Raw genomic sequence first — 19,379 nt, 5'->3', positions numbered from 1 at the left:
GCTATGCTCTGGTCATCGCCTTACACATGACTGAGTAAACTATTTTGGTTCCCTGACCAAGCTGCCGTGCGCCGAATGAGAGCCGTGGGAGATCACCATCGCTTGAACGCAGGGATGTGTCGCATGCGTGATATTCCAATTCGACATAAGTGGGCGAGCACGGGCCACAAACGCCGGCAGCGAACTGGCAAGAGGTGGCACGCGAAAATGCCTGCGCACCTCTTGCCATGATGATCATCATACCTATATCGGCGCGCGCTCGTCGCCTGCCTCAGCCGAGCCGCCAGCCGACCTCCTGCGTAAAGCTTTCGAAGAAGGCGCGGTCGTAGGCCTGCTCCGGCGTAGCACGAACGCGCTCGTCGAGGCGCTTTGCGTCCTCGCCCACGAGAATGCGCCATTGCTCCGCCTTGACCCCGTCGAGGATGATCCTGGCGGCCTGCGCCGCCGTCGTCGGCGCATCCTCGAGGAAGCTGCGGGCGCGCTCGGCGAACGCCGCCTGGATGTCCTCGTCCGACATCTTGTCGGCGTCCGGCACGCCGGCCGCGACCATGCGCTTGCGGGTCAGCGCGACCTCGTCGGCATTGAGCCGCTCCGAACCGTCGGCGCTCTGCACCTTGCGCGAATTGGAGACGATCGATGTGCCGATATGGCCGGGCATCACCACCGAGCATTTGACATGCGGCGCGTGCAGGCGGAGGTCGTTGATCAGCGCTTCGGTAAACCCCTTCACGGCGAACTTCGCCGAGCTGTAGGCGGTGTGCGACTGGGTCATGCCGATCGAGGCCCAGAAGCCGTTGACGCTCGCGGTGTTGACGATGTGGGCCTCGTCGGCTGCCACCAGCATCGGCAGGAAGGTGCGGACGCCGAGATAGACGCCGCCCCAGCAGATGTTGAAGGTGCGCTCCCACTGCTCGCGGGTGTTGGTGAACAGGCTGCCGCCGCCGCCGATGCCGGCGTTGTTGAACAGAAGATGGATCCGGTCGGTCTTCTGCTGCTCGGCGAGCTCGTCGCGGAATCGCTTGAGATGATCCTCGATCGAAACGTCGGCGACATGGGTCGTGACGCGCAGGCCCTGCGGCAGCTTCTCGACCTCGCACAGACGCTTGGTCTCGGCCATCGCGGCTTCGGAGACGTCGCACATCGCGACATTGCAGCCTTCGGCGACGAGCTGCCGCGCGAGCTCGCGCCCCATTCCCGTGCCGCCACCGGTGATGACGGCGATCTTTCCTGCAAAATCCTTCATGGGACTTTCGGCCCCTCCCTTGTCGGTATGTTTCTTCACAGCCAGCGCCCCACGCATCGGAGCGCGCGCAAAATGTAGCAGCGCCGCATCCGCAGGTAAAAGCGGATCGGCGCTGCCATGGTCATCAGTTATTTCGGGGCGTGGACTATTCGGCCGCCTCGACGCGCCGTCCGTTCAACGCGCCGAGCCCGTCCAGCGCCTTGCGGATCGCCGCCTGCTGCGCGCTCGAGGGCTCGGGCATCGGCGCGCGCGGATAAGTCCTGGGCAGGCCCTGCAGCGTCTGCGCATAGCGCGTGCAGGCCGGCAGATTGTCGGCGATCACAGCGTTCCACAGCGTCAGCAGCTTCTTGTGCAAGTCGAGCGCGCGCGGATGGTCACCCGCCTTCACCGCGTCCCACAGCGCGACGGAGGCATGCGGCGCCGCGGTGAGGATCGCGGCGATCGAGCCATGGGCCCCCAATGTGTAGGACGGATACATCAGGGCATCGACCGCGCTGTAGATCAGCTTGTCCGGCGCCATCATCATGAGATCCGCGAACAGCTTCAGATCTCCGGCGCTCTGCTTGACGCCGACCACCAGCGGCACCTCGGTCATGATCCGCGTCAGCAGCGCCGGCGACAGATACGACCACGGCACCACGTTGTAGATGATGATGGGCATGCCGGTCTCATCAGCCATGGCGCGGAAATGCGCCACCATCGCCTCGTCGTCCGGCTTGAACAGATAGTGCACCGGCGTGACCTGGAGCGCGGCGACATTCATGTCGCGCACCAGCTTGCCGCGGCGGATCGCATCGCGCGTGGAATCGACGATGATGCCGGCGATGACGGGAATGCGTCCCTTTACCGCCGCGACCGTCGCCTCCATCAGGTCGCGATATTCCTCGTGATCGAGCGTGTGCCCCTCGCCGGTCGAGCCGCCGGCCGCGACGCCATGCGCGCCGGCGCGGATCATCCAGTCGACCTGGGGCGCCACAAGAGTGTAGTCGATCTCGCCATCCTTGCGGAACGGCGTCGTCATCGGCGGAATCACGCCGGTCGGTCGTGCCTTCATGGTCTGCCCTCGCGTTTCCATATCCCTTGTGGCGGTCCCGCTCTTTTGGCGGGTGGCCACGGTCCCTCCGAGCCTACCGGCTGCGCGCGGCCTGTGAAGCGCCACCGGCGCGGCGCTGCCCCCGGAATTCGACATCCCTGCGGTTATTATTGACTCGGTTCCCCGTATTTGCCCGGCTTCGGTTTAGGGGCAATTTTTTTACAATCCGAATCGCTAACTGGAGTCCGGACGCTGGGTCGAGTCGGCCAGGCCAGCGTGTTGTTTGCGTCACAGGCTCTGGCACTCCGCTTGCATCCTCTTCGTGGTCAGAAACTACCGATGAGGTGACTGGAATGTTCGTGACCGTCGTTGCCGTGCTCTGCCGGCTAAGTGCAGCCAGCTCAGGCAGTTGCATCGAGGAAATCGTGACCGACAGCAACATGACGCCCGAGATGTCGATGATGCAGTGTGCGATCGGCGCACAGGCCCCCTTGGCGAAATGGATGGGCGAGCATCCGATCTACCACGCCAACTGGCGGCTCGATCGCTACAAATGCGTTCCGGGTCGCTACGAGATCAAGGGCCACGCCTAAGGCCCCGCAAAACTACTGATACCAAGACGACGCACCAAGACTAACACGAGGAAACGCCCCGGAGGCCGCATGGTCTTTCCGCGCGGGCACCGACAGCGCCAGCCCCATTGCGGCGGCGCGCTTTGTGACAACGATCACACCTTCCTTTTAAGCCACCGCCCGCAGAATGATCGAACGCGCGCGTCGCCCCTCCGGCGTCGGCATCAGCGCGTAATTGTGCGGCTGGTCACGGAGCAGATGCAGCTCGACCGGCTGCCTGTAGATCGCGTGAAGGCACTCCTGAACCACAACGATAGAAACATCGCATGTGCGAAGCACAGGAGCATTTGAAGCGCCAAATTGGTCAGAGGCGATGCAGCGCGGATCGCAGACCTCAGTCATATAAGGCACTTCAAACGAGAAGAGAGACTTCTATTCTTTCGGCGCGGCAATTAGCTCCGCGTCTGCAAGTGATGACAATGCGATCTCAATTGTGCGATCTTCGAACAACTTCAACTTCCGCTCGCCCGCTTCCTTTCCTCCCGGCCAGCTCGCGAGCCGCTCACGCACCGCGCTTACGCTCGACTCGACACCGGCCTCGTTGACCAGCCAATCGACTGTGGCGAGAAGCTCCATTCCAAGCGGGGATTCGAAGCCATCAATCAGCTCGGAAGTCTTCTCAAGGGCCACGCGGAATGCCGTTGTATCCAGTCTTGATGTTGTAGAGCATCGGACTATACGGCGTGAAATAGAACGGGACGTAATCCGCCAAGGTTCCACCCGGCCCGCACGGCACCGAGCGCGCTTGGCGCTTAGCAATCAGTTCTTGATTCCCGATCTCGACATACTTCGAGGCGTTGGCCTCGTTCCGCGACAGGCATCCACCATCCTCCAAAAGCTTTTCGAGGTTGCCCTTGTGGCAAATCCGAAAAATGAAGGCCCCCTGGGGGTTTAGTAGGTCCTTGGACATCGCAGCGACAATACGCCGATGCTGCTTCGAGACAAAAGACGTCCTTCCCGCGTATTCACAGTGTGATCACCGCAACTGGTAATCTTCCACTGAGAACAAACTACGAACAAATTTAGATTCGGTCAATGAGAAGCAAGTTTGGCTCTGTCATCTGCGTGTCACATAAGGCCGTTGCCGGCTAGACAATCGCAGCTTGCGGTGGTGACTCGTACGAAGCTGTGAAGGTGCTCCTGATTGCGAGCTCGGCAAGCAGATCCCGCGCACGTCACAGCCAAATACGTTCAAGCCTCGAGTCTTCTACGCGCCGTCCGCGCTACCTCTAACATCATCGAAATGAGATCCGGAAAGTCGATACGACCAGCACATCGAAGCGTCCGGGCACAACGGTTCTCTGAACCAAGCCCAGACGCGGTCGGCCGCGAGCATTGGTTGCCTCACCTCACACGCACGATAACAACATACCCCTGTGTTGCCCGACGCGTCAAATCGATTCGGAAAAACGTTATCCCGTCAACGACATCGCTACTGTGCATGGGGTTGTTTTCGGCATTTTCGTTTTCCGGTCACCGAAGCGGCCCCCGCGACTGATCGCGGCGCATGCGTCGTCGGCGGCAGCTGGCTGCGCGCCGCCGCTCAATCCATCCGACAGATGCTTTGGAAAAAATGGTCGGAGCGAGAGGATTTGAACCTCCGACCCCTAGTCTCCCAGACTAGTGCGCTAACCGGGCTGCGCCACGCTCCGAACGTCGTTCCATTAGCTAGGATCGCCGGTTTGCGCAAGGCGAGGTCACACCATTTTGGTGCCTCCGCCGAAAGGCCCCGGAACTTGCCCCAAGCCGAGGAGATCCGGCGTCACGCGTCCTTGAGCGCCTGATCCAGCATTTCGCGGCAGGCGATGAGCTCGGCGAGCACCCGTCCGAGGCGCTCCCGGTCGATGGCGCTGGGGCCGGCGGGCGCTGAGGGGGTGCCGCCCTTGCGGAAGGTGGTGAGGATTTCCTCATCGTCGGTCTCGGAGAAGCGGAAGTCGATGCCCTCCTCCTCCTCGCCCTGGTAATCGTCATCGTCGCTGTCGCGGGCGCCGCGGACGCCGGTCTCCTCCTCGGGCTCCATCAGGCTCGCGCCGACGGCGTCCTCGATGGCGCCGAACGAGACCGCGGCCGCGCTGTCGGCGAGGCCCTGCACCGATTTGACGCCGTGTTCTTTCAGGATCCGCTGCACCCCGCGGATGGTGTAGCCCTCCCCGTACAGGAGACGGCGGATGCCCTTGAGCAGGTCGACGTCGTCGGGGCGGTAATAGCGGCGGCCGCCGCTGCGCTTCATCGGCTTGATCTGGGAGAAACGCGTCTCCCAGAACCGCAGCACGTGCTGCGGAATGTCGAGTTCCTGCGCTACTTCGCTGATGGTTCGGAACGCATCCGGCGCCTTGTCCAAATGCCAAATCCTTATCCGGAGGGCGGATTACGCCTCGGGTTGCGCCTTGCTGGCGTCGCCATTGGTGCGGTGCTGGGCGTTGATCCGCTGCTTCAGGATCGCGGACGGCTTGAACACCATGACCCGGCGGGGCGAGATCGGCACCTCGGTGCCGGTCTTGGGGTTGCGACCGATGCGCTGACCCTTCTTGCGGACCATGAAGGAGCCGAACGAGGACAGCTTCACCGTCTCGCCTTTCTCAAGGCAATCGGTGATCTCCTTCAGCACGAGTTCCACGAAGGCAGACGATTCCGTGCGCGACAGCCCCACCTTCTGGTAGACGGCTTCGCACAGATCGACACGCGTTACGGTTTTACTTTGATCGGTCATCGCCCTGCCCCACATCACGGCGAACAATTGTTGTCTGAAATTATGAGCTTACGATACGGCGGTCAACAGCGCTCATCAATGCAGGCGCATCGATAATCCGCGCTGATTCGGGCAAAATTTTATCGACTGTGGCTTACCAGCGCACCAGCGCGGAGCCCCAGGTGAAGCCGCCGCCCATGGCTTCCAGCAGAACCAGGTCGCCGCGCTTGATGCGGCCGTCCTTGCGCGCCACCGACAGCGCCAGCGGGATCGAGGCCGCCGAGGTGTTGCCGTGAAGGTCCACCGTCAGCACCACCTTCTCCGGCGCGATATGGAGCTTGTGCGCGGACGCGTCGATGATTCGCTTGTTGGCCTGGTGCGGCACGAACCAGTCGATGCTGTCGGCATTGAGCCCGGTCGCCTTGAAGGCATCGACGATCACATCGGTAATCATGCCCACCGCGTGCTTGAAGACCTCGCGGCCCTCCATGCGCAGATGGCCGACGGTCTGGGTCGAGGACGGGCCGCCGTCGACGAACAGCTTCGCCTTGTGGCGGCCGTCGGAGCGCAGATGCGTGGTCACGATGCCGCGGTCGGTCGCGGCATTGCCCGGCTGCTCCTGTGCCTCCAGCACCACCGCGCCGGCGCCGTCGCCGAACAGCACGCAGGTGCCGCGATCGGTCCAGTCGAGGATGCGCGAGAAGGTTTCCGCCCCGATCACCAGCGCGCGCTTGAAGGCGCCCGTGCGCAGGAAATTATCGGCGGTGGCGAGCCCGAACACGAAGCCCGAGCACACCGCCTGAAGGTCGAAGGCCGCGCCATGGTTGATGCCAAGCCCGTGCTGCACGGCGACCGCGCTCGCGGGGAAAGTGTTGTCAGGCGTCGAGGTCGCGAGCACGATCAGGTCGATCGACTGCGCATCCACGCCGGCATCGGCGAGCGCGGCCTGCGCCGCCTTGAGCGCTAAGTGCGAGGTGAACTCGCCCTCGGCCGCGATATGCCGCTCGCGAATGCCGGTGCGCTGCACGATCCACTCGTCGGATGTGTCGATGCGCGCCGCCAATTGGGCGTTGGTCACCACCTGCTCCGGCAAATAAGAGCCGCAGCCCAGCACGACCGAACGAATTTGAGTCACGAAACAGCCTCCTGCGCGGCCTGCACGGAATTGAGTGCACCACCTTCGCGGTTGAGCATCTGATTGATCTTGTTGAGGAGATCGAATTTGACCATCTCATAGCCAACATCAATCGCATAGGCAAAGCCTTCGGCAGCGATTCCGCCATGGCTCTTGACCACGATCCCGTTCAATCCCAGCAACACGCCGCCGTTGGATTTGTTCGGATCCATCTTGTTCCGCAGGGCCTGGAAGGCGTTGCGCGCAAAGAGATAGCCGAGCTTTGACAGCCAGCCCCGCTTCATCTCGTCCCGGAGCAATTCCGCCATCTGCCGCGCGGTTCCCTCCGCGGCCTTCAGCGCGATGTTGCCGCTGTAGCCTTCGGTGACGATGACGTCCGCCACCCCCTTGCCGATGCCGTCGCCCTCGACGAAGCCGAGATAGTCGAGCTCGGGCAGGTTCCTGGCGCGCAGGATTTCGCCGGCCTCGCGAATTTCCTCGTGCCCCTTGATTTCTTCGACCCCGATATTGAGCAGGCCGACCGTGGGGCGCTTCTTGTTGAACAACACGCTGGCCATCGCCGCGCCCATGATGGCGAGCGACACCAGATGGTGGGTATCGCCGCCGATGCTGGCGCCGAGGTCGAGGACCACGGAATCGCCGCGCCTGGTCGGCCACATGCCGGCGATGGCCGGACGATCGACGCCCGGCAGCGTGCGCAGGTGGAAGCGCGACATCGCCATCAGCGCACCGGTGTTCCCGGCGGAGACCGCAACATCCGCCTCGCCCTTTTTCACCGCATCGATGGCAAGCCACATGGAGGAGGTCCGGCGGCCGCGCCGCAGCGCCTGGCTCGGCTTTTCCTCGCCGCTGACCGCGACATCGGTATGGATGATCTTCGAAGCGGCCTTCAGCGCGGGGTGGCGCTCGAGCTCGGGCTCGATCTTGGCGCGGTCCCCGATCAGCAGGAATTCGATCTCGCGATGCCTGTGAAGCGAGATGGCGGCGCCTGGGATGACCACCGCGGCGCCGGCGTCGCCCCCCATGGCGTCAAGCGCGATGCGAACCTTGCTTGGCATAAAAGTCCTGGAAACCTGGTCTGGTGCGGTCTTGAACGAGCGGGGCCGCAAATGGGTTCGCCACGAACATGGCGGTCGGTCAAGCGCCACGCCGCACCCGGACCGGGGCGCGACAATAGCGTTTTGTTATCCCGAAACAACCTCTTGCCCCCAGCCTTTTGCATTCGGGACGATCCGGCCGCAGACGGCCGAATTCACAAGAAACGCATCAAAATCAAACAGATAATTCGACCTTTCAAACCACGATCGCAAACACCTCGCGCCCCGCAGCAAAGCGGTCCTCTGGGAAAGACGGGACCTATTGGTCTTTCTTCTTGTCCTGGAGCGCCTTCAGCACCGCAAAGGGATGGTCCTCCGGATCGGGGGCGGTGACCTCGGGCTCAAACACCACCCCCGGCTTCCGCGGATAGGGATCGACCGCCAGGAACAGGGCGTCGGTGGCAAGTCTCCCGAGGTCGATGATGCCATTGACGATCGCCTCCGGGGGGTCGGCGACCTGCTCCTGATCGTCGTGCCCCTCCTCCATCAGGTCGGCCAGGCGGCGGACCTCTGCCTCGGGGGCGAATATCAGGTCCACGGCCTCATCGATCTCGCTCTCCATCGGGTCAAGCGTGACCACGCAGGTCTGGCCGATCCGGGCGCGGACGTGCCCCGTGACCTGGATCTGGTTGCCGCTTTTCGGCACAACATCGAAATCAGCCTGGACCGAGACAACCTCGCGCAAGCCTGCCGTCTCGGCCATGGCCTGCCGCTCGGCGGCCGAGGCCTCGAGCTTGCGATGCAGGCCGGTATCCGGGATCTGTGCAACGATGACGGGCACCTGCCAGGGATCGGGCCCGGATGCGGTAATCGGTCGGCTCATGGCGTGACATCCTCAGGGAGCGCTGGGGGAAACTTAAAGGACGCGGCCAACAATACGGCGTCGCCGGTCCGGACGAGGTCGGCCTCGGCAGCCCTGGCATAGGCCGCGAGCCGCTGCGCCTGGTCCATGCCGGCCCCATTCAAGATATTCTTGCAGATCGCCGATGCCAGCGCCTCGCCGTCGCTTTCCATGGCCAGATCGTAGGCCTGGACCCGGCCGTAAAACGCCTCGCCGAAGGCCCGCATCCGCTTCGGCACGGTCTGGTCGCCTATCCCCATCTCGCGCAGATTGTCGTCCATGTCCTCGCAGAAGCGGTCGAACAGCGCCTGCGACAGCTCGGTGGCGCCCTGTCGGGAGGCGCCCTCGACCGTGCGCAGGCGGCGCAGCAGCAGCCAGAGGTGCAGCAGCAACAGATCGAAACGCCCGTTAACGGTATCAGGCACGCCCAAGTCGCGGTAAAATATGGGTTCTCGCGCCTGCGTCACGATCATGCCATAGATGGCTTCAATGGTGCCCGGCGAGGCTAGGCGGGGTTTCCTGAAGTGATTGAACGGCCAAAGCATTGTGGTTTCCGCAAGCGGGCGCGCGCGTGTTGCATTCAGAGCCTCCGCCCGGTACTTCAGCGCCTCGCGCGACGCAAGGGGACGGAATCAGTTCCGCTATGACGATAACGAACCAGACCAGCCTGCGTGCAGACAAGCGGCGCGGCCTTCAAGCACGTTGGCGCGGCTTGCGCCTGTTCGCGGCCGCGGCCCTGGTTGGGGCTGCGCTTGCGGGCTGCACCGGCGAGCAGTTCCAGAAGGGTTACATCCTGCCGCCCAACGCGCTGGAGCAGATCCCGATCGGCGCGAGCCAGGACCAGGTGCTGATCGTGATGGGCACCCCCTCCACCGTCGCAACCCTCGACGGCGAGGTGTTCTATTACATCTCGCAGCGCTCCGAGCGCATGGTCGCCTTCATGAACCAGAAGGTGGTCGATCAGCGCGTCATCGCGGTCTATTTCGACAAGAACCGGCGCGTGCGCCGGCTTGCGAATTACGGCCTCCAGGACGGCAAGATCTTCGACTTCATCAGCCGGACCACGCCCACGTCGGGCCAGGAGATGAGCTACCTCACGCCGATCTTCAAGCTGCTCAGCTTTAACTGAGCCTTCAGCCTGCGGCTTCGTGCGGCTTGCCGTTGCGCGTCCTGTTCCATACGCTCCCTGCAAAACAAGATGCAGGGAGTGGATTCGTGCCCAAACAATTGTTGTCCCGCCGTCGCGTGCTCACCGGTGCTGCCGCCCTTTCGGCCGCAGCGATCCTGCCGCGATCGAGCCTGGCGGACTGGAAGCCCACCGAAAACGTCCGCCTCGTCGTGCCGGCTGCCGCCGGCGGCTCGACCGACGTGATGGGTCGGCTTCTGGCCGCGCATCTGCAGACCGCCTGGGGCCAATCGGCCGTGGTGGAAAATCGCTCCGGCGGCGGCGGCACGATCGGCACGGCCGAGGTGGTCCGCGCCAAGCCGGACGGCCACACCATCCTGATCGGCAATCCCGGTCCGAACGCGATCGCCTACAGCATCTTCAAGAACCTCACCTACAAGCCGGACCAGCTCCAGCCGGTCTCCAACATGATCCGGATCCCGAACATCGTCTCGGCGCATCCCAAGACCGGCATCAAGTCGATCGCCGAGCTGGTCGCCTATCTCAAGGCCAATCCAGACAAGCTCAGCTACGCCTCCTCCGGCGTCGGCCAGAGCCCTCACCTCACCGGCGCCTGGTTCCTGCAGCTCACCGGCCTGAAGATGACGCATATCCCGTTCCGCGGCGCCGGTCCCGCGCTCCAGGCAGCGCTCGCCGGCGACATCCAGATCCTGTTCGACAATCTCTATCCGAGCCTGCCGCAGGTGCAGAACGGCACCCTGACCGGCCTCTGCGTCACCACGACCGAGCGTAGCGACCTCGCGCCGAACCTGCCGACCATGCGCGAGAGCGCGCCGGAGCTTGCGGCTTTCGACGTCTCGTCGTGGTTCTCGGTGTTCCTGCCGAAGGGTGTGCAGCCCGCCGTTGTCGAAGCACTCAACCTTCAAGTGAAGGCGATGCTCGAGCGCGACGACATCAAGAAGAACATCGTGGCCATGGGCGCCCGCGCCGACTACGGCACGCCCGACCAGTTTGCCGCCTTCGTGGACGCCGAGACGAAGAAGTTCGCCGGCATCATCCAGAAGGAAGGACTGCAGATGGACGTGCAATGACGGGGGCGGGCTGCGGCGCCGGGGCTTTGATCCAGTTGAAAACGAGAAGCACCGCCGCCGCCAGCGCAACCGCCAGGAGGGTGCGCGGCTGAAGCGAGCCTGATCTCCTGGCTCCGGTTTGCGCTTTGCCGCAGCTTGGACAGAGGGTCGTGCCCATCGGCATATCGCTACCGCACTGATTGCACCTGGTCATCTCGAACTTCATGGTGCCCAACCTCTCCAGAAGAATCGCCGCGCCCGGCTGGCAGCCGACAAAAAACCCGCGGCTTGCACCGCGGGTTTGTCGCAGGAACGCTGCCTCTGGTTCAGTGCGCGAGCACCGCGAGCAGCAGCAGCGCCACGATGTTCGTGATCTTGATCATCGGGTTCACCGCCGGACCTGCGGTGTCCTTGTAGGGATCGCCGACGGTGTCGCCGGTCACGGCCGCCTTGTGAGCGTCACTGCCCTTGCCGCCGAAATGACCGTCCTCGATGTACTTCTTGGCGTTGTCCCAGGCGCCACCGCCCGAGGTCATGGAGATCGCGACGAACAGGCCTGTCACGATCACGCCGAGCAGCATCGCGCCCACGGCCGAGAACGCCGCCGACTTGCCGGCCGCCCCGCCCCCCGCGATCGCATAGATCACGAAGTAGACGAAGATCGGTGACAGCACCGGAAGCAGCGAGGGGATGATCATTTCCTTGATCGCCGCCTTGGTCAAAAGGTCGACCGCCTTGCCGTAATCCGGCTTGTCGGTGCCTTGCATGATGCCCGGCTTCTCGCGGAATTGGCGCCGGACCTCCTCGACGATCGCGCTCGCCGCGCGGCCCACGGCGGTCATGCCCATCGCGCCGAACAGATACGGCAACAGACCGCCGAACAACAGGCCCACCACGACGTAGGGGTTGTTGAGCGAGAAGTCCGGTTTGACGCCGGCGAAGTAGGCGTGGTGCGCGGAGTCCGCAATGAAGAACTTGAGATCCTCATTGTAGGCCGCGAACAGCACCAGGGCGCCGAGACCGGCGGAGCCGATCGCGTAGCCCTTGGTCACCGCCTTGGTGGTGTTGCCGACCGCATCGAGCGCGTCGGTCGACTTGCGAACCTCCTTCGGCAGGCCCGCCATCTCGGCAATGCCGCCGGCGTTGTCTGTGACCGGACCGAACGCGTCGAGCGCGACGACCATGCCGGCGAGCGCAAGCATCGTGGCGGTCGCGATCGCGATGCCGAACAGGCCGGCGAGGCTGTAGGTGACCAGGATACCGGCGATGATGACGAGCGCGGGCAGCGCGGTCGATTCCATCGAGACGGCGAGGCCCTGGATCACGTTGGTGCCGTGGCCGGTCACGGAGGCCTGGGCGATCGACTTCACCGGACGATAGTCGGTGCCGGTGTAGTATTCGGTGATCCAGATGATCAGCGCGGTGACGGCGAGGCCGACCACGCCGCACTCGAACAGCGCCATGCCGGTGTAATCGACGCCGGCGAGCTTGCCGAAGCCGATCAGGTAATAGATCACGCCGGCAATGCCGACCAGCGACAGGACGCCGGTTGCGATCAGTCCCTTGTAAAGCGCGCCCATGATCGACTGGCTCGGCCCGAGCTTCACGAAGAAGGTGCCGATAATCGAGGTGATGATGCAGATGCCGCCGATGGCGAGCGGCAACGTCATCATGTCGGCGAGGATCGGCGTCTTGGCGAAGAAGATCGCCGCCAGGACCATGGTGGCGACCGCGGTCACCGCATAGGTTTCGAACAGGTCGGCGGCCATGCCGGCGCAGTCGCCGACATTGTCGCCGACGTTGTCGGCGATGGTGGCCGGGTTGCGCGGGTCATCCTCGGGGATGCCGGCCTCGACCTTGCCGACGAGGTCGCCGCCGACGTCCGCACCCTTGGTGAAGATGCCGCCGCCGAGACGCGCGAAGATCGAGATCAGCGAGGCGCCGAAGCCGAGCGCCACCATGGCGTCGATGACGACGCGGCTGTCAGGCGCAAGCTTCAGCGAATGGACCAGGAAGCCGAAATAGAGGGTCACGCCGAGCAGCGCGAGACCCGCCACCAGCATGCCGGTGATGGCGCCCGCCTTGAAGGCAAGCTCAAGACCACCCGCGAGCGACGTCGTCGCCGCTTGGGCGGTGCGCACATTGGCGCGGACCGAGACGTTCATGCCGATGAAGCCGGCCGCCCCCGACAGGATCGCGCCGATGGCAAAACCGATCGCGACATAGAGCCCCAGGAAATAGGCAAGCAGCACGAAGATGACGATGCCGACCATCCCGATCGTGGTGTACTGACGCCGCAGGTAGGCCTGTGCGCCTTCGCGCACCGCTGCCGCGATTTCCTGCATGCGCGGAGACCCCGCATCCGCACTCAAAACCGAAGACGTCGCCCAGATCGCGTAGACGACGGAAAGCACTCCGCAGAGCACAATCAACCATAATGCTGTCATGTGATTTTTTGCCTCAGATCCTTGATGAACGTACCCCCGGCGCCTTTTGTTTTTCCGTCGTGCGGTGCGGCGCCTTGATTTTGAACAAGGCCGCCCCTTGCCCGAAGGCGCGGCCCTAGTCGGTCACGACCTTGCCAAAATCAAATTGAGGGTGCAACGCCAGATAAGGTCGAAAAGCCGATCTCGGCAGGTATTTAGCCGGTCTTGGCAGCCCGGACGCCGGTTTGGAGCAATTCCTAGAAGTGGCTGTAGGACAGCCGCTTCAACACCAGCTCCTGGCCCTGCCCGTCCAGGAAGCGCGGCCGCTCATGGCCCGCGACGATCGTGCCGATGGCCGTGACGGCAAGGCCGGCCGCCCGCCCCAAGGCAATCAGCGCGTCGCTGTGCACCGGCGGGACGGTGCACAGCACCTCGTAATCGTCCCCCCCGGCCAGCAGCGTCTCAACGGAAACGACGTCGCCCGCGATCAGGCCGGCGGCAGCGGCCGAGAGCGGCACGCTCGTCACGTCGATCGTGGCCGAGACGCCTGACGCCGCACAGAGCTTGGTCAGGTCTCCTGCAAGCCCGTCGGAGACATCCATCGCAGCCGTTGCATGGTCACGCACGCCTTGCGCGAGAGCATTGCGCGGCTGCGGCACGCGATAGCGCGAGATCAGCGTCTCGCGCGCGTGCGGATCGGAGGCCAGCGCATTCGCCACCGCGCCGCCCTTGAGCACATCGAGGCCAAGCGCGGCGTCGCCGATCGTCCCAGTCACAAGGATACGGTCGCCCGGTTTGGCGCCGATGCGGCCGACCATCCGGCCCTGCGGCACGCGGCCAAAGGCGGTGATCGAGATCATCTGCGGCCCCGGGGTCGACACCGTGTCGCCGCCGAGCAGCGGACAGGCGAAGGTTTTCGCATCCTCGCCGAGCGCGTCCGCGAACGGCCTGAGCCAGGCGTCTTCCCCGCTGCGCAGCGCCAGTGTCAGCACGAAGCCGGCGGGCACGGCGCCCTTGGCAGCGAGATCGGACAGGTTCACCCGCAGCGCCTTGCGCGCGATGGTATCGGGCGGATCGCTGGCAAGATAATGCACACCCTCCACCACCGCGTCGGTGGTGACGACGATGTCGCTGCCGAGAGGCTGCAGGATGGCGGCATCGTCCACCAGCCCCAACGCGCCGGGATCAGTCGCCAGCGGCTTGAAATAGCGCGCGATGAGGGAGTCTTCGGCGGAGGGATTGTGCGGGCTGGTCATTAGCTCGATCCGTAATCTCCCCGCCGTCATTGCGAGCAAAGCGAAGCAATCCAGACTGCCTCCGGAGAAACAGTCTGGATTGCTTCGTCGCTACGCTCCTCGCAATGACGATCCCATATCTACCCCCGCCCGAACTCGTCACCGCGAAACTGGCGGCCGATCTGGTCGAGCACCGCGTTGACCATGCCGGTCTCCTCGCGGTCGACGAAGGCATTGGCGACGTCGACATATTCGGACACGACGACGCGGCCCGGCACGTCCTTGCGGTGTTCCAATTCATAGGCCCCTGCCCGCAGCACCGCGCGCAGGATCGCTTCGATGCGCTTCAATGGCCAGCCCTTCGACAGCGCCTCGTCGATCAGCGGATCGAGCTTCTTCTGGTCGCGCACGACGCCGGAGACGACGTCGCGGAAGAACGCCGCTTCCGCCGGCAAATATGTGTCGCCCTCGACCTCGTTGCCGAGCCAGTGGCTCTCGAACTCCGCAAAAATGTCGTTGATGCCGGCGCCGCCGATATCCATCTGGTACAGCGCCTGGACAGCTGCGAGCCGCGCCGCACCGCGGCGGTTCGCCTTCTTCTCCGTGCCAGCCGGCGGCTTCTTGTTGTTATCGGCCATGATCAAGCCCGCGCCAGCCGGCGCTTTATGCGCAGCATCGCAATCGCGGCCCGCGCAGCATCGCCGCCCTTGTTCAGCTCGCTGGCGCGCGCCCGCGCCCAGGCCTGCGCCTCGGTGTTGACGGTGAGGATGCCGTTGCCGAGCGGCAGCTTGCGCGTCACCGCGAGGTCCATCAGCGCGCGGGAAGATTCCTGCGAGACAATCTCGAAATGGATGGTGTCGCCACGGATCACGCATCCGAGCGCGATCGCGGCGTCGTAGGGCTTGCCATTGGCGGCCGCGGAATCGATCGCGATAGCGATCGCCGCGGGAATCTCCAGCGCGCCGGGAACCGTGATGACGTCGTGGGTCAGACCGGCCGCCTTCAGCTCGGCCACCGCGCCTTCGAGCATCGCATCCTGGAGATCGTCATAGAACCGCGCCTCGACAATCAGCGCGCGTGCGCCGGAGATGTCGGTCTGGTCCTTCAGGGGTGCGCGCCGCGCGTCTGCCATCGTCAAATCCGTTCCACAGGGGTTGGCGCTATGTAGTCGCCACCAGCGGGTAAGCCAAGTTTAAAGACGCCGTCACTTCATTTCCGTCAGCCGCGCCGCGTAGCGGGCCATCAGATCGACCTCGATATTGACCTCATTCCCCGCCTTCCAGCCGCCGATCGTCGTGACCGTCAGGGTGTGCGGGATGATCAGCACCGAAAAGCTCACGTCCTTCACCGTATTAACCGTCAGCGAGACGCCGTCGAGCGTGATCGAGCCCTTGGTCGCGATGAACCGCGCCAGCTCCCGCGTCGTGGAGAGCTCGAACCGCGCCATCTCGGGCAGGTCTTCGCGGCTGACGAGGGTCGCGATGCCATCGGCATGGCCGGCGACGATATGCCCGCCGAGCTCGTCGCCGATCTTGAGCGCACGCTCGAGATTGAGCCTGGTGCCGACCCTCCAGTGCTTTGCGGTCGTCAGCGCCAACGTCTCGGCCGCGGCATCGACGTCGAACCAGGTCCTTTGAGCAGAGTCCTTGCCGCCTTCGACGCCGGAAGCAACCACCGTCAGGCAGACGCCGTTGCAGGCGATCGAGGCGCCGTCGGCGATGGTGGTCTGGTCGTAGCGGCAGGCGATGCGCAGCCGGTGCAGCTGGCCCTGCGCCGTCGGCGTGAAGCCGACGATCTCGCCGATATCGGTGACAATGCCGGTGAACATTACGCGCGCTCGTAGATGGTGAGAGTATCCTTGTCGAAGGTCTCGCTAGCATGAACCTTGTAGGCCTGCGACTGCGTGATTTTCGACAGCGGCAATGCAGCGAGCGCATCCACCCCGTCGGCGCCCGCCGCCTCCGCGCCGCGGAACAGCCATATCTCGTCAACGAGGTCGGCGGCGATAAAGGACGCGGCGACGCGGCTGCCGCCCTCGACCATCAGCCGCGTGATGCCCTTGCCGGCCAATGCATGCAGCACCGCCGCAAGATCGAGTCCCGCGGCGTTGCCGGGCGGCACGCGGATCACCTGCGCGCCGGCCGCACCGAGCCGCGTGGCAGCCGCGGCCTCCGCGAGTTCGGAACCCACCACCCACAGCGGAATCTCGCGCGCGGAGCCCACGAGCTTGCTCGCTCCGGGAATGCGCAGGCTCTGATCGAGCACCACGCGCACCGGTGAGCGTGCTGCCATGCCCGGCAGGCGGCAGTCGAGCTGCGGATCGTCCGCCAGCACCGTGCCGATGCCAACCAGGATGGCGTCGCTTTGCGCGCGCAGGAGATGCACCCGGTTGCGCGCCGCCTCGCCGGTGATCGCGACCGGCTTGCCCCCGGCCGCGCCGATCTTGCCGTCGGGCGAGACCGCGAGCTTCAGGATCACATGCGGGCGGTGATCGCTGATGCGACGGAAATGCCCGGCATGATCGAAGGCGGCTTCGCGCGCGCACAGACCCACATCCACCATGATGCCGGCGGCGCGCAGGCGCGCATCACCTTGACCGGCGACTTCCGGATTGGGATCCTCGATCGCGGCCACCACACGCTTGATGCCGGCGGCAATCACGGCGTCGGCGCACGGTGGCGATTTGCCGGCATGCGAGCACGGCTCCAGCGTGACGTAGAGCGTGGCGCCGCGCGCGGACTCGCCTGCGCGCCGCAGCGCTTCGGGCTCGCCATGCGGTCGTCCGCCTGGTTGGGTCCAGCCGCGGCCGACGATCACGCCGTCCTTGACGATGACGGCACCGACGGCGGGATTGGGCCAGGTACGTCCCTGCCCGCGCCTGCCGAGCGCCAGCGCAAGCTCCATGAAGCGCCGGTCGGCATCCCTGGACTCGCGCGCCTTCTGCGCGAATTGATCCTCCAGGATGCGGAAGATCATTTGCGGATCGCGGCGAGCCGCGCTTCCTCCTCACCGGAGAGCTCGCCAAGCACGTCGGCGAAATCCTTGGCCTCGCGGAAATTGCGGTAGACCGAGGCGAAGCGGACATAGGCGACGTCGTCGAGCGTGCGCAGATGCTCCATCACGGTCTCGCCGATCACTTCGGAGGAGATTTCAGCCTCGCCCCCGGTCTCGAGCTCGCGCACGATGGTGGAGACCATCTTCTCCACCCTTTCAGGCTCGACCTGCCGCTTGCGCAAGCTGATCGACACCGAGCGCATCAGCTTGTCGCGGTCGAACGGCACGCGGCGGCCGTTGCGCTTGATCACCGTGAGCTCGCGCAGCTGCACGCGCTCGAAGGTGGTGAAGCGGAAATTGCAGGCGACGCACACGCGCCGCCTGCGGATCACGGAAGAGTCCTCGGTCGGACGCGAGTCCTTCACCTGCGTATCGAGACTGTTGCAGTTCGGGCAGCGCATCCGTTGACCTTGACCGGTTGTCTTGGACCTTACTGATAGATCGGGAAACGGTCGGTGAGCGCCTTGACCCGTTCCTTGATCGCCGCTTCCACCAGCGGCGCCTTGCCGTCGGAGGATTGCGCGATCGCGTTGAGGACTTCGGCGATCATGCCGGCGACCTGCTGGAATTCAGCGACGCCGAAGCCGCGGGTGGTTGCCGCAGGCGTGCCCAGCCGAATACCGGAGGTGACAAACGGCGACTCGGGGTCGAAAGGAATACCGTTCTTGTTGCAGGTGATGGCAGCGCGAACCAGCGCCTTCTCCGAGGCGTTGCCCTTCAGGCCCTTCGGCCGGAGGTCAACCAGCATCAGATGGTTATCGGTGCCGCCGGAGACGATATCGAAGCCGTGGCTCTTCATCGCCTCGGCCAGCGCCTTGGCGTTCTCGACGACGTTCTTGGCATAGACCTTGAAGTCCGGCCGCAGCGCCTCGGCAAAGGCGACTGCCTTCGCCGCGATCACATGCATCAGGGGGCCGCCCTGCAGGCCCGGGAAGATCGCCGAGTTGAATTTCTTGGTCAGCGCCTCGTCATTCCACAGCATCAGGCCGCCGCGCGGACCGCGCAGCGATTTGTGGGTCGTGGTGGTGGTGATGTGGGCATAGGGCACGGGCGAGGCATGCACGCCGCCGGCGACCAGACCGGCGAAGTGCGCCATGTCGACCAGGAGGTACGCGCCGACGCTGTCCGCGATCTCGCGGAAGCGCTTGAAGTCCCAGGCGCGCGAATAGGCCGAGCCGCCGGCCACGATCAGCTTCGGCTTGACCTCCTCAGCCTGCTTGGCGACGGCGTCCATGTCGACGATCTGGTCCTCGCGGCGCACGGTGTAGTGCGCGGCCTTGAACCACTTGCCGCTCATGTTGACGGGGGAGCCGTGGGTGAGATGGCCGCCGGCCGCAAGATCGAGGCCCATGAAGGTGTCGCCGGGCTGAAGCAGCGCCAGAAACACCGCCTGGTTCATCTGACTGCCGGAGTTCGGCTGCACGTTGGCGAAGTTGGCGCCGAACAGCTTCTTGGCGCGATCGATCGCGAGGTTCTCGGCGACGTCGACCCACTCACAACCGCCGTAGTAACGCGCGCCCGGATAGCCTTCCGCATATTTGTTGGTCATCACCGAACCCTGCGCTTCCAGCACGGCACGGCTGACGATGTTCTCGGAGGCGATCAGCTCGACCTCGTGACGCTGGCGGCCGAGCTCGCCCTTGATGGCGGCTGCGATTTCCGGGTCAGCCTGCTCGAGCGAGGCGGTGAAAAACGAATCGGGCGCGGAGGCGGTTTTGGCGAAGGTCATCTTGCGAATATCTCCACCGCCGCAGCCTTTTGGCGGGCTACGGGCGGGTCTGGTGTGGCGATCGGAAGC

21 protein-coding genes and 1 tRNA gene are annotated in these 19,379 nt (G+C 64.5%); 3 read left to right on the top strand and 19 right to left on the bottom strand.

From position 1 onward, the window contains the following. Nucleotides 1-271: 271 nt before the first annotated feature. Nucleotides 272-1,243 (bottom strand): SDR family NAD(P)-dependent oxidoreductase, encoded by a 972-nt coding sequence (locus tag AC0L3J_RS24690; protein ID WP_473289454.1) that lies wholly within the window; start codon nucleotides 1,241-1,243, stop codon nucleotides 272-274. Between the two features lie 145 nt (nucleotides 1,244-1,388). Then, on the bottom strand, nucleotides 1,389-2,297 hold the full coding sequence (locus tag AC0L3J_RS24685; protein WP_473348603.1) for a dihydrodipicolinate synthase family protein: 909 nt from the start codon (nucleotides 2,295-2,297) through the stop codon (nucleotides 1,389-1,391). A 332-nt stretch (nucleotides 2,298-2,629) separates the two neighbouring features. On the opposite strand from AC0L3J_RS24685, the gene AC0L3J_RS24680 reads away from it, so the two are divergent. Further along, nucleotides 2,630-2,869, top strand: a complete 240-nt coding sequence (locus AC0L3J_RS24680; RefSeq protein WP_007603449.1) for a hypothetical protein — start codon at nucleotides 2,630-2,632, stop codon at nucleotides 2,867-2,869. Nucleotides 2,870-3,280: 411 nt separating this feature from the next. On the opposite strand, the gene AC0L3J_RS24675 is transcribed toward AC0L3J_RS24680, so the two are convergent. The 9 genes from AC0L3J_RS24675 to AC0L3J_RS24635 form a co-directional block, all read right to left on the bottom strand. Continuing rightward, nucleotides 3,281-3,538, bottom strand: coding sequence for a hypothetical protein (locus tag AC0L3J_RS24675; RefSeq protein WP_473348602.1), 258 nt, complete (start codon nucleotides 3,536-3,538; stop codon nucleotides 3,281-3,283). After that, complete coding sequence (locus AC0L3J_RS24670) at nucleotides 3,528-3,818, bottom strand: DUF4433 domain-containing protein (RefSeq protein WP_473348601.1); 291 nt, start codon at nucleotides 3,816-3,818, stop codon at nucleotides 3,528-3,530. The genes AC0L3J_RS24675 and AC0L3J_RS24670 overlap by 11 nt, the downstream gene beginning before the upstream one ends. Before the next feature lie 664 nt (nucleotides 3,819-4,482). Further along, nucleotides 4,483-4,560 (bottom strand) — tRNA-Pro (locus tag AC0L3J_RS24665). Between the two features lie 110 nt (nucleotides 4,561-4,670). Then, nucleotides 4,671-5,249: a MerR family transcriptional regulator gene (locus AC0L3J_RS24660; RefSeq protein WP_275167850.1), complete on the bottom strand. Its 579-nt coding sequence runs from the start codon at nucleotides 5,247-5,249 to the stop codon at nucleotides 4,671-4,673. 27 nt (nucleotides 5,250-5,276) lie between these two features. After that, nucleotides 5,277-5,618, bottom strand: a complete 342-nt coding sequence (locus AC0L3J_RS24655; RefSeq protein WP_018456841.1) for an integration host factor subunit alpha — start codon at nucleotides 5,616-5,618, stop codon at nucleotides 5,277-5,279. Between the two features lie 133 nt (nucleotides 5,619-5,751). Then, nucleotides 5,752-6,732, bottom strand: coding sequence for a beta-ketoacyl-ACP synthase III (locus AC0L3J_RS24650; protein WP_026233249.1), 981 nt, complete (start codon nucleotides 6,730-6,732; stop codon nucleotides 5,752-5,754). Continuing rightward, nucleotides 6,729-7,790, bottom strand: coding sequence for a phosphate acyltransferase PlsX (gene plsX / locus AC0L3J_RS24645; RefSeq protein WP_473348600.1), 1,062 nt, complete (start codon nucleotides 7,788-7,790; stop codon nucleotides 6,729-6,731). The genes AC0L3J_RS24650 and plsX overlap by 4 nt, the downstream gene beginning before the upstream one ends. Before the next feature lie 298 nt (nucleotides 7,791-8,088). After that, the gene (locus AC0L3J_RS24640) at nucleotides 8,089-8,652 is read right to left on the bottom strand and encodes a YceD family protein (RefSeq protein ID WP_473348599.1); all 564 of its coding nucleotides are present in this window, start codon (nucleotides 8,650-8,652) and stop codon (nucleotides 8,089-8,091) included. Further along, nucleotides 8,649-9,215, bottom strand: a complete 567-nt coding sequence (locus tag AC0L3J_RS24635; protein WP_473348598.1) for a ubiquinol-cytochrome C chaperone family protein — start codon at nucleotides 9,213-9,215, stop codon at nucleotides 8,649-8,651. The genes AC0L3J_RS24640 and AC0L3J_RS24635 overlap by 4 nt, the downstream gene beginning before the upstream one ends. Before the next feature lie 98 nt (nucleotides 9,216-9,313). Between AC0L3J_RS24635 and AC0L3J_RS24630 the strand changes: the two genes are divergently transcribed. Together AC0L3J_RS24630 and AC0L3J_RS24625 are read left to right on the top strand one after the other, a co-directional pair. Next, nucleotides 9,314-9,799, top strand: a complete 486-nt coding sequence (locus tag AC0L3J_RS24630; protein WP_027567256.1) for an outer membrane protein assembly factor BamE — start codon at nucleotides 9,314-9,316, stop codon at nucleotides 9,797-9,799. Nucleotides 9,800-9,885: 86 nt separating this feature from the next. After that, the gene (locus AC0L3J_RS24625; protein ID WP_027567257.1) at nucleotides 9,886-10,887 is read left to right on the top strand and encodes a Bug family tripartite tricarboxylate transporter substrate binding protein; all 1,002 of its coding nucleotides are present in this window, start codon (nucleotides 9,886-9,888) and stop codon (nucleotides 10,885-10,887) included. Nucleotides 10,888-11,192: 305 nt separating this feature from the next. Here AC0L3J_RS24625 and AC0L3J_RS24620 read toward each other — a convergent pair whose 3' ends face one another. From AC0L3J_RS24620 to glyA, 8 genes are all read right to left on the bottom strand, one after another. Further along, complete coding sequence (locus AC0L3J_RS24620) at nucleotides 11,193-13,313, bottom strand: sodium-translocating pyrophosphatase (RefSeq protein WP_473289471.1); 2,121 nt, start codon at nucleotides 13,311-13,313, stop codon at nucleotides 11,193-11,195. 236 nt (nucleotides 13,314-13,549) lie between these two features. Next, nucleotides 13,550-14,548: a thiamine-phosphate kinase gene (thiL, locus tag AC0L3J_RS24615; RefSeq protein WP_473348597.1), complete on the bottom strand. Its 999-nt coding sequence runs from the start codon at nucleotides 14,546-14,548 to the stop codon at nucleotides 13,550-13,552. A gap of 119 nt (nucleotides 14,549-14,667) precedes the next feature. Continuing rightward, nucleotides 14,668-15,165: a transcription antitermination factor NusB gene (nusB, locus tag AC0L3J_RS24610; protein ID WP_007611091.1), complete on the bottom strand. Its 498-nt coding sequence runs from the start codon at nucleotides 15,163-15,165 to the stop codon at nucleotides 14,668-14,670. Nucleotides 15,166-15,167: 2 nt separating this feature from the next. Then, a complete protein-coding gene (gene ribH, locus AC0L3J_RS24605; protein ID WP_473348596.1) occupies nucleotides 15,168-15,659 on the bottom strand; it encodes a 6,7-dimethyl-8-ribityllumazine synthase in 492 nt (163 codons plus the stop codon). A 72-nt stretch (nucleotides 15,660-15,731) separates the two neighbouring features. Further along, a complete protein-coding gene (locus AC0L3J_RS24600) occupies nucleotides 15,732-16,355 on the bottom strand; it encodes a riboflavin synthase (protein ID WP_473348595.1) in 624 nt (207 codons plus the stop codon). Further along, the gene (gene ribD, locus AC0L3J_RS24595) at nucleotides 16,355-17,503 is read right to left on the bottom strand and encodes a bifunctional diaminohydroxyphosphoribosylaminopyrimidine deaminase/5-amino-6-(5-phosphoribosylamino)uracil reductase RibD (RefSeq protein ID WP_473348594.1); all 1,149 of its coding nucleotides are present in this window, start codon (nucleotides 17,501-17,503) and stop codon (nucleotides 16,355-16,357) included. Before ribD ends, AC0L3J_RS24600 begins: the two co-directional genes overlap by 1 nt. Continuing rightward, entirely contained in the window at nucleotides 17,500-17,982 is a 483-nt protein-coding gene (nrdR, locus tag AC0L3J_RS24590) for a transcriptional regulator NrdR (RefSeq protein ID WP_007603426.1), read from the bottom strand. Before nrdR ends, ribD begins: the two co-directional genes overlap by 4 nt. Before the next feature lie 29 nt (nucleotides 17,983-18,011). After that, nucleotides 18,012-19,310, bottom strand: a complete 1,299-nt coding sequence (gene glyA, locus AC0L3J_RS24585) for a serine hydroxymethyltransferase (RefSeq protein ID WP_473348593.1) — start codon at nucleotides 19,308-19,310, stop codon at nucleotides 18,012-18,014. Nucleotides 19,311-19,379 lie beyond the last annotated feature (69 nt).

It is taken from the genome of Bradyrhizobium sp. Kon37, from assembly GCF_055807535.1.
Note: the sequence above shows the minus strand (reverse complement) of the source record. Positions and strands in the feature narration are given on the sequence as shown.

Excerpts from the sequence above, each read along its gene's own strand:
- AC0L3J_RS24690 (WP_473289454.1), bottom strand. The coding sequence starts at position 1,243 with ATGAAGGATTTTGCAGGAAAGATCGCCGTCATCACCGGTGGCGGCACG.
- AC0L3J_RS24685 (WP_473348603.1), bottom strand. The coding sequence starts at position 2,297 with ATGAAGGCACGACCGACCGGCGTGATTCCGCCGATGACGACGCCGTTC.
- AC0L3J_RS24680 (WP_007603449.1), top strand. The coding sequence starts at position 2,630 with ATGTTCGTGACCGTCGTTGCCGTGCTCTGCCGGCTAAGTGCAGCCAGC.
- AC0L3J_RS24670 (WP_473348601.1), bottom strand. The coding sequence starts at position 3,818 with ATGTCCAAGGACCTACTAAACCCCCAGGGGGCCTTCATTTTTCGGATT.
- AC0L3J_RS24655 (WP_018456841.1), bottom strand. The coding sequence starts at position 5,618 with ATGACCGATCAAAGTAAAACCGTAACGCGTGTCGATCTGTGCGAAGCC.
- plsX (WP_473348600.1), bottom strand. The coding sequence starts at position 7,790 with ATGCCAAGCAAGGTTCGCATCGCGCTTGACGCCATGGGGGGCGACGCC.
- AC0L3J_RS24640 (WP_473348599.1), bottom strand. The coding sequence starts at position 8,652 with ATGAGCCGACCGATTACCGCATCCGGGCCCGATCCCTGGCAGGTGCCC.
- AC0L3J_RS24635 (WP_473348598.1), bottom strand. The coding sequence starts at position 9,215 with ATGCTTTGGCCGTTCAATCACTTCAGGAAACCCCGCCTAGCCTCGCCG.
- AC0L3J_RS24630 (WP_027567256.1), top strand. The coding sequence starts at position 9,314 with ATGACGATAACGAACCAGACCAGCCTGCGTGCAGACAAGCGGCGCGGC.
- AC0L3J_RS24620 (WP_473289471.1), bottom strand. The coding sequence starts at position 13,313 with ATGACAGCATTATGGTTGATTGTGCTCTGCGGAGTGCTTTCCGTCGTC.
- thiL (WP_473348597.1), bottom strand. The coding sequence starts at position 14,548 with ATGACCAGCCCGCACAATCCCTCCGCCGAAGACTCCCTCATCGCGCGC.
- nusB (WP_007611091.1), bottom strand. The coding sequence starts at position 15,165 with ATGGCCGATAACAACAAGAAGCCGCCGGCTGGCACGGAGAAGAAGGCG.
- ribH (WP_473348596.1), bottom strand. The coding sequence starts at position 15,659 with ATGGCAGACGCGCGGCGCGCACCCCTGAAGGACCAGACCGACATCTCC.
- AC0L3J_RS24600 (WP_473348595.1), bottom strand. The coding sequence starts at position 16,355 with ATGTTCACCGGCATTGTCACCGATATCGGCGAGATCGTCGGCTTCACG.
- ribD (WP_473348594.1), bottom strand. The coding sequence starts at position 17,503 with ATGATCTTCCGCATCCTGGAGGATCAATTCGCGCAGAAGGCGCGCGAG.
- nrdR (WP_007603426.1), bottom strand. The coding sequence starts at position 17,982 with ATGCGCTGCCCGAACTGCAACAGTCTCGATACGCAGGTGAAGGACTCG.
- glyA (WP_473348593.1), bottom strand. The coding sequence starts at position 19,310 with ATGACCTTCGCCAAAACCGCCTCCGCGCCCGATTCGTTTTTCACCGCC.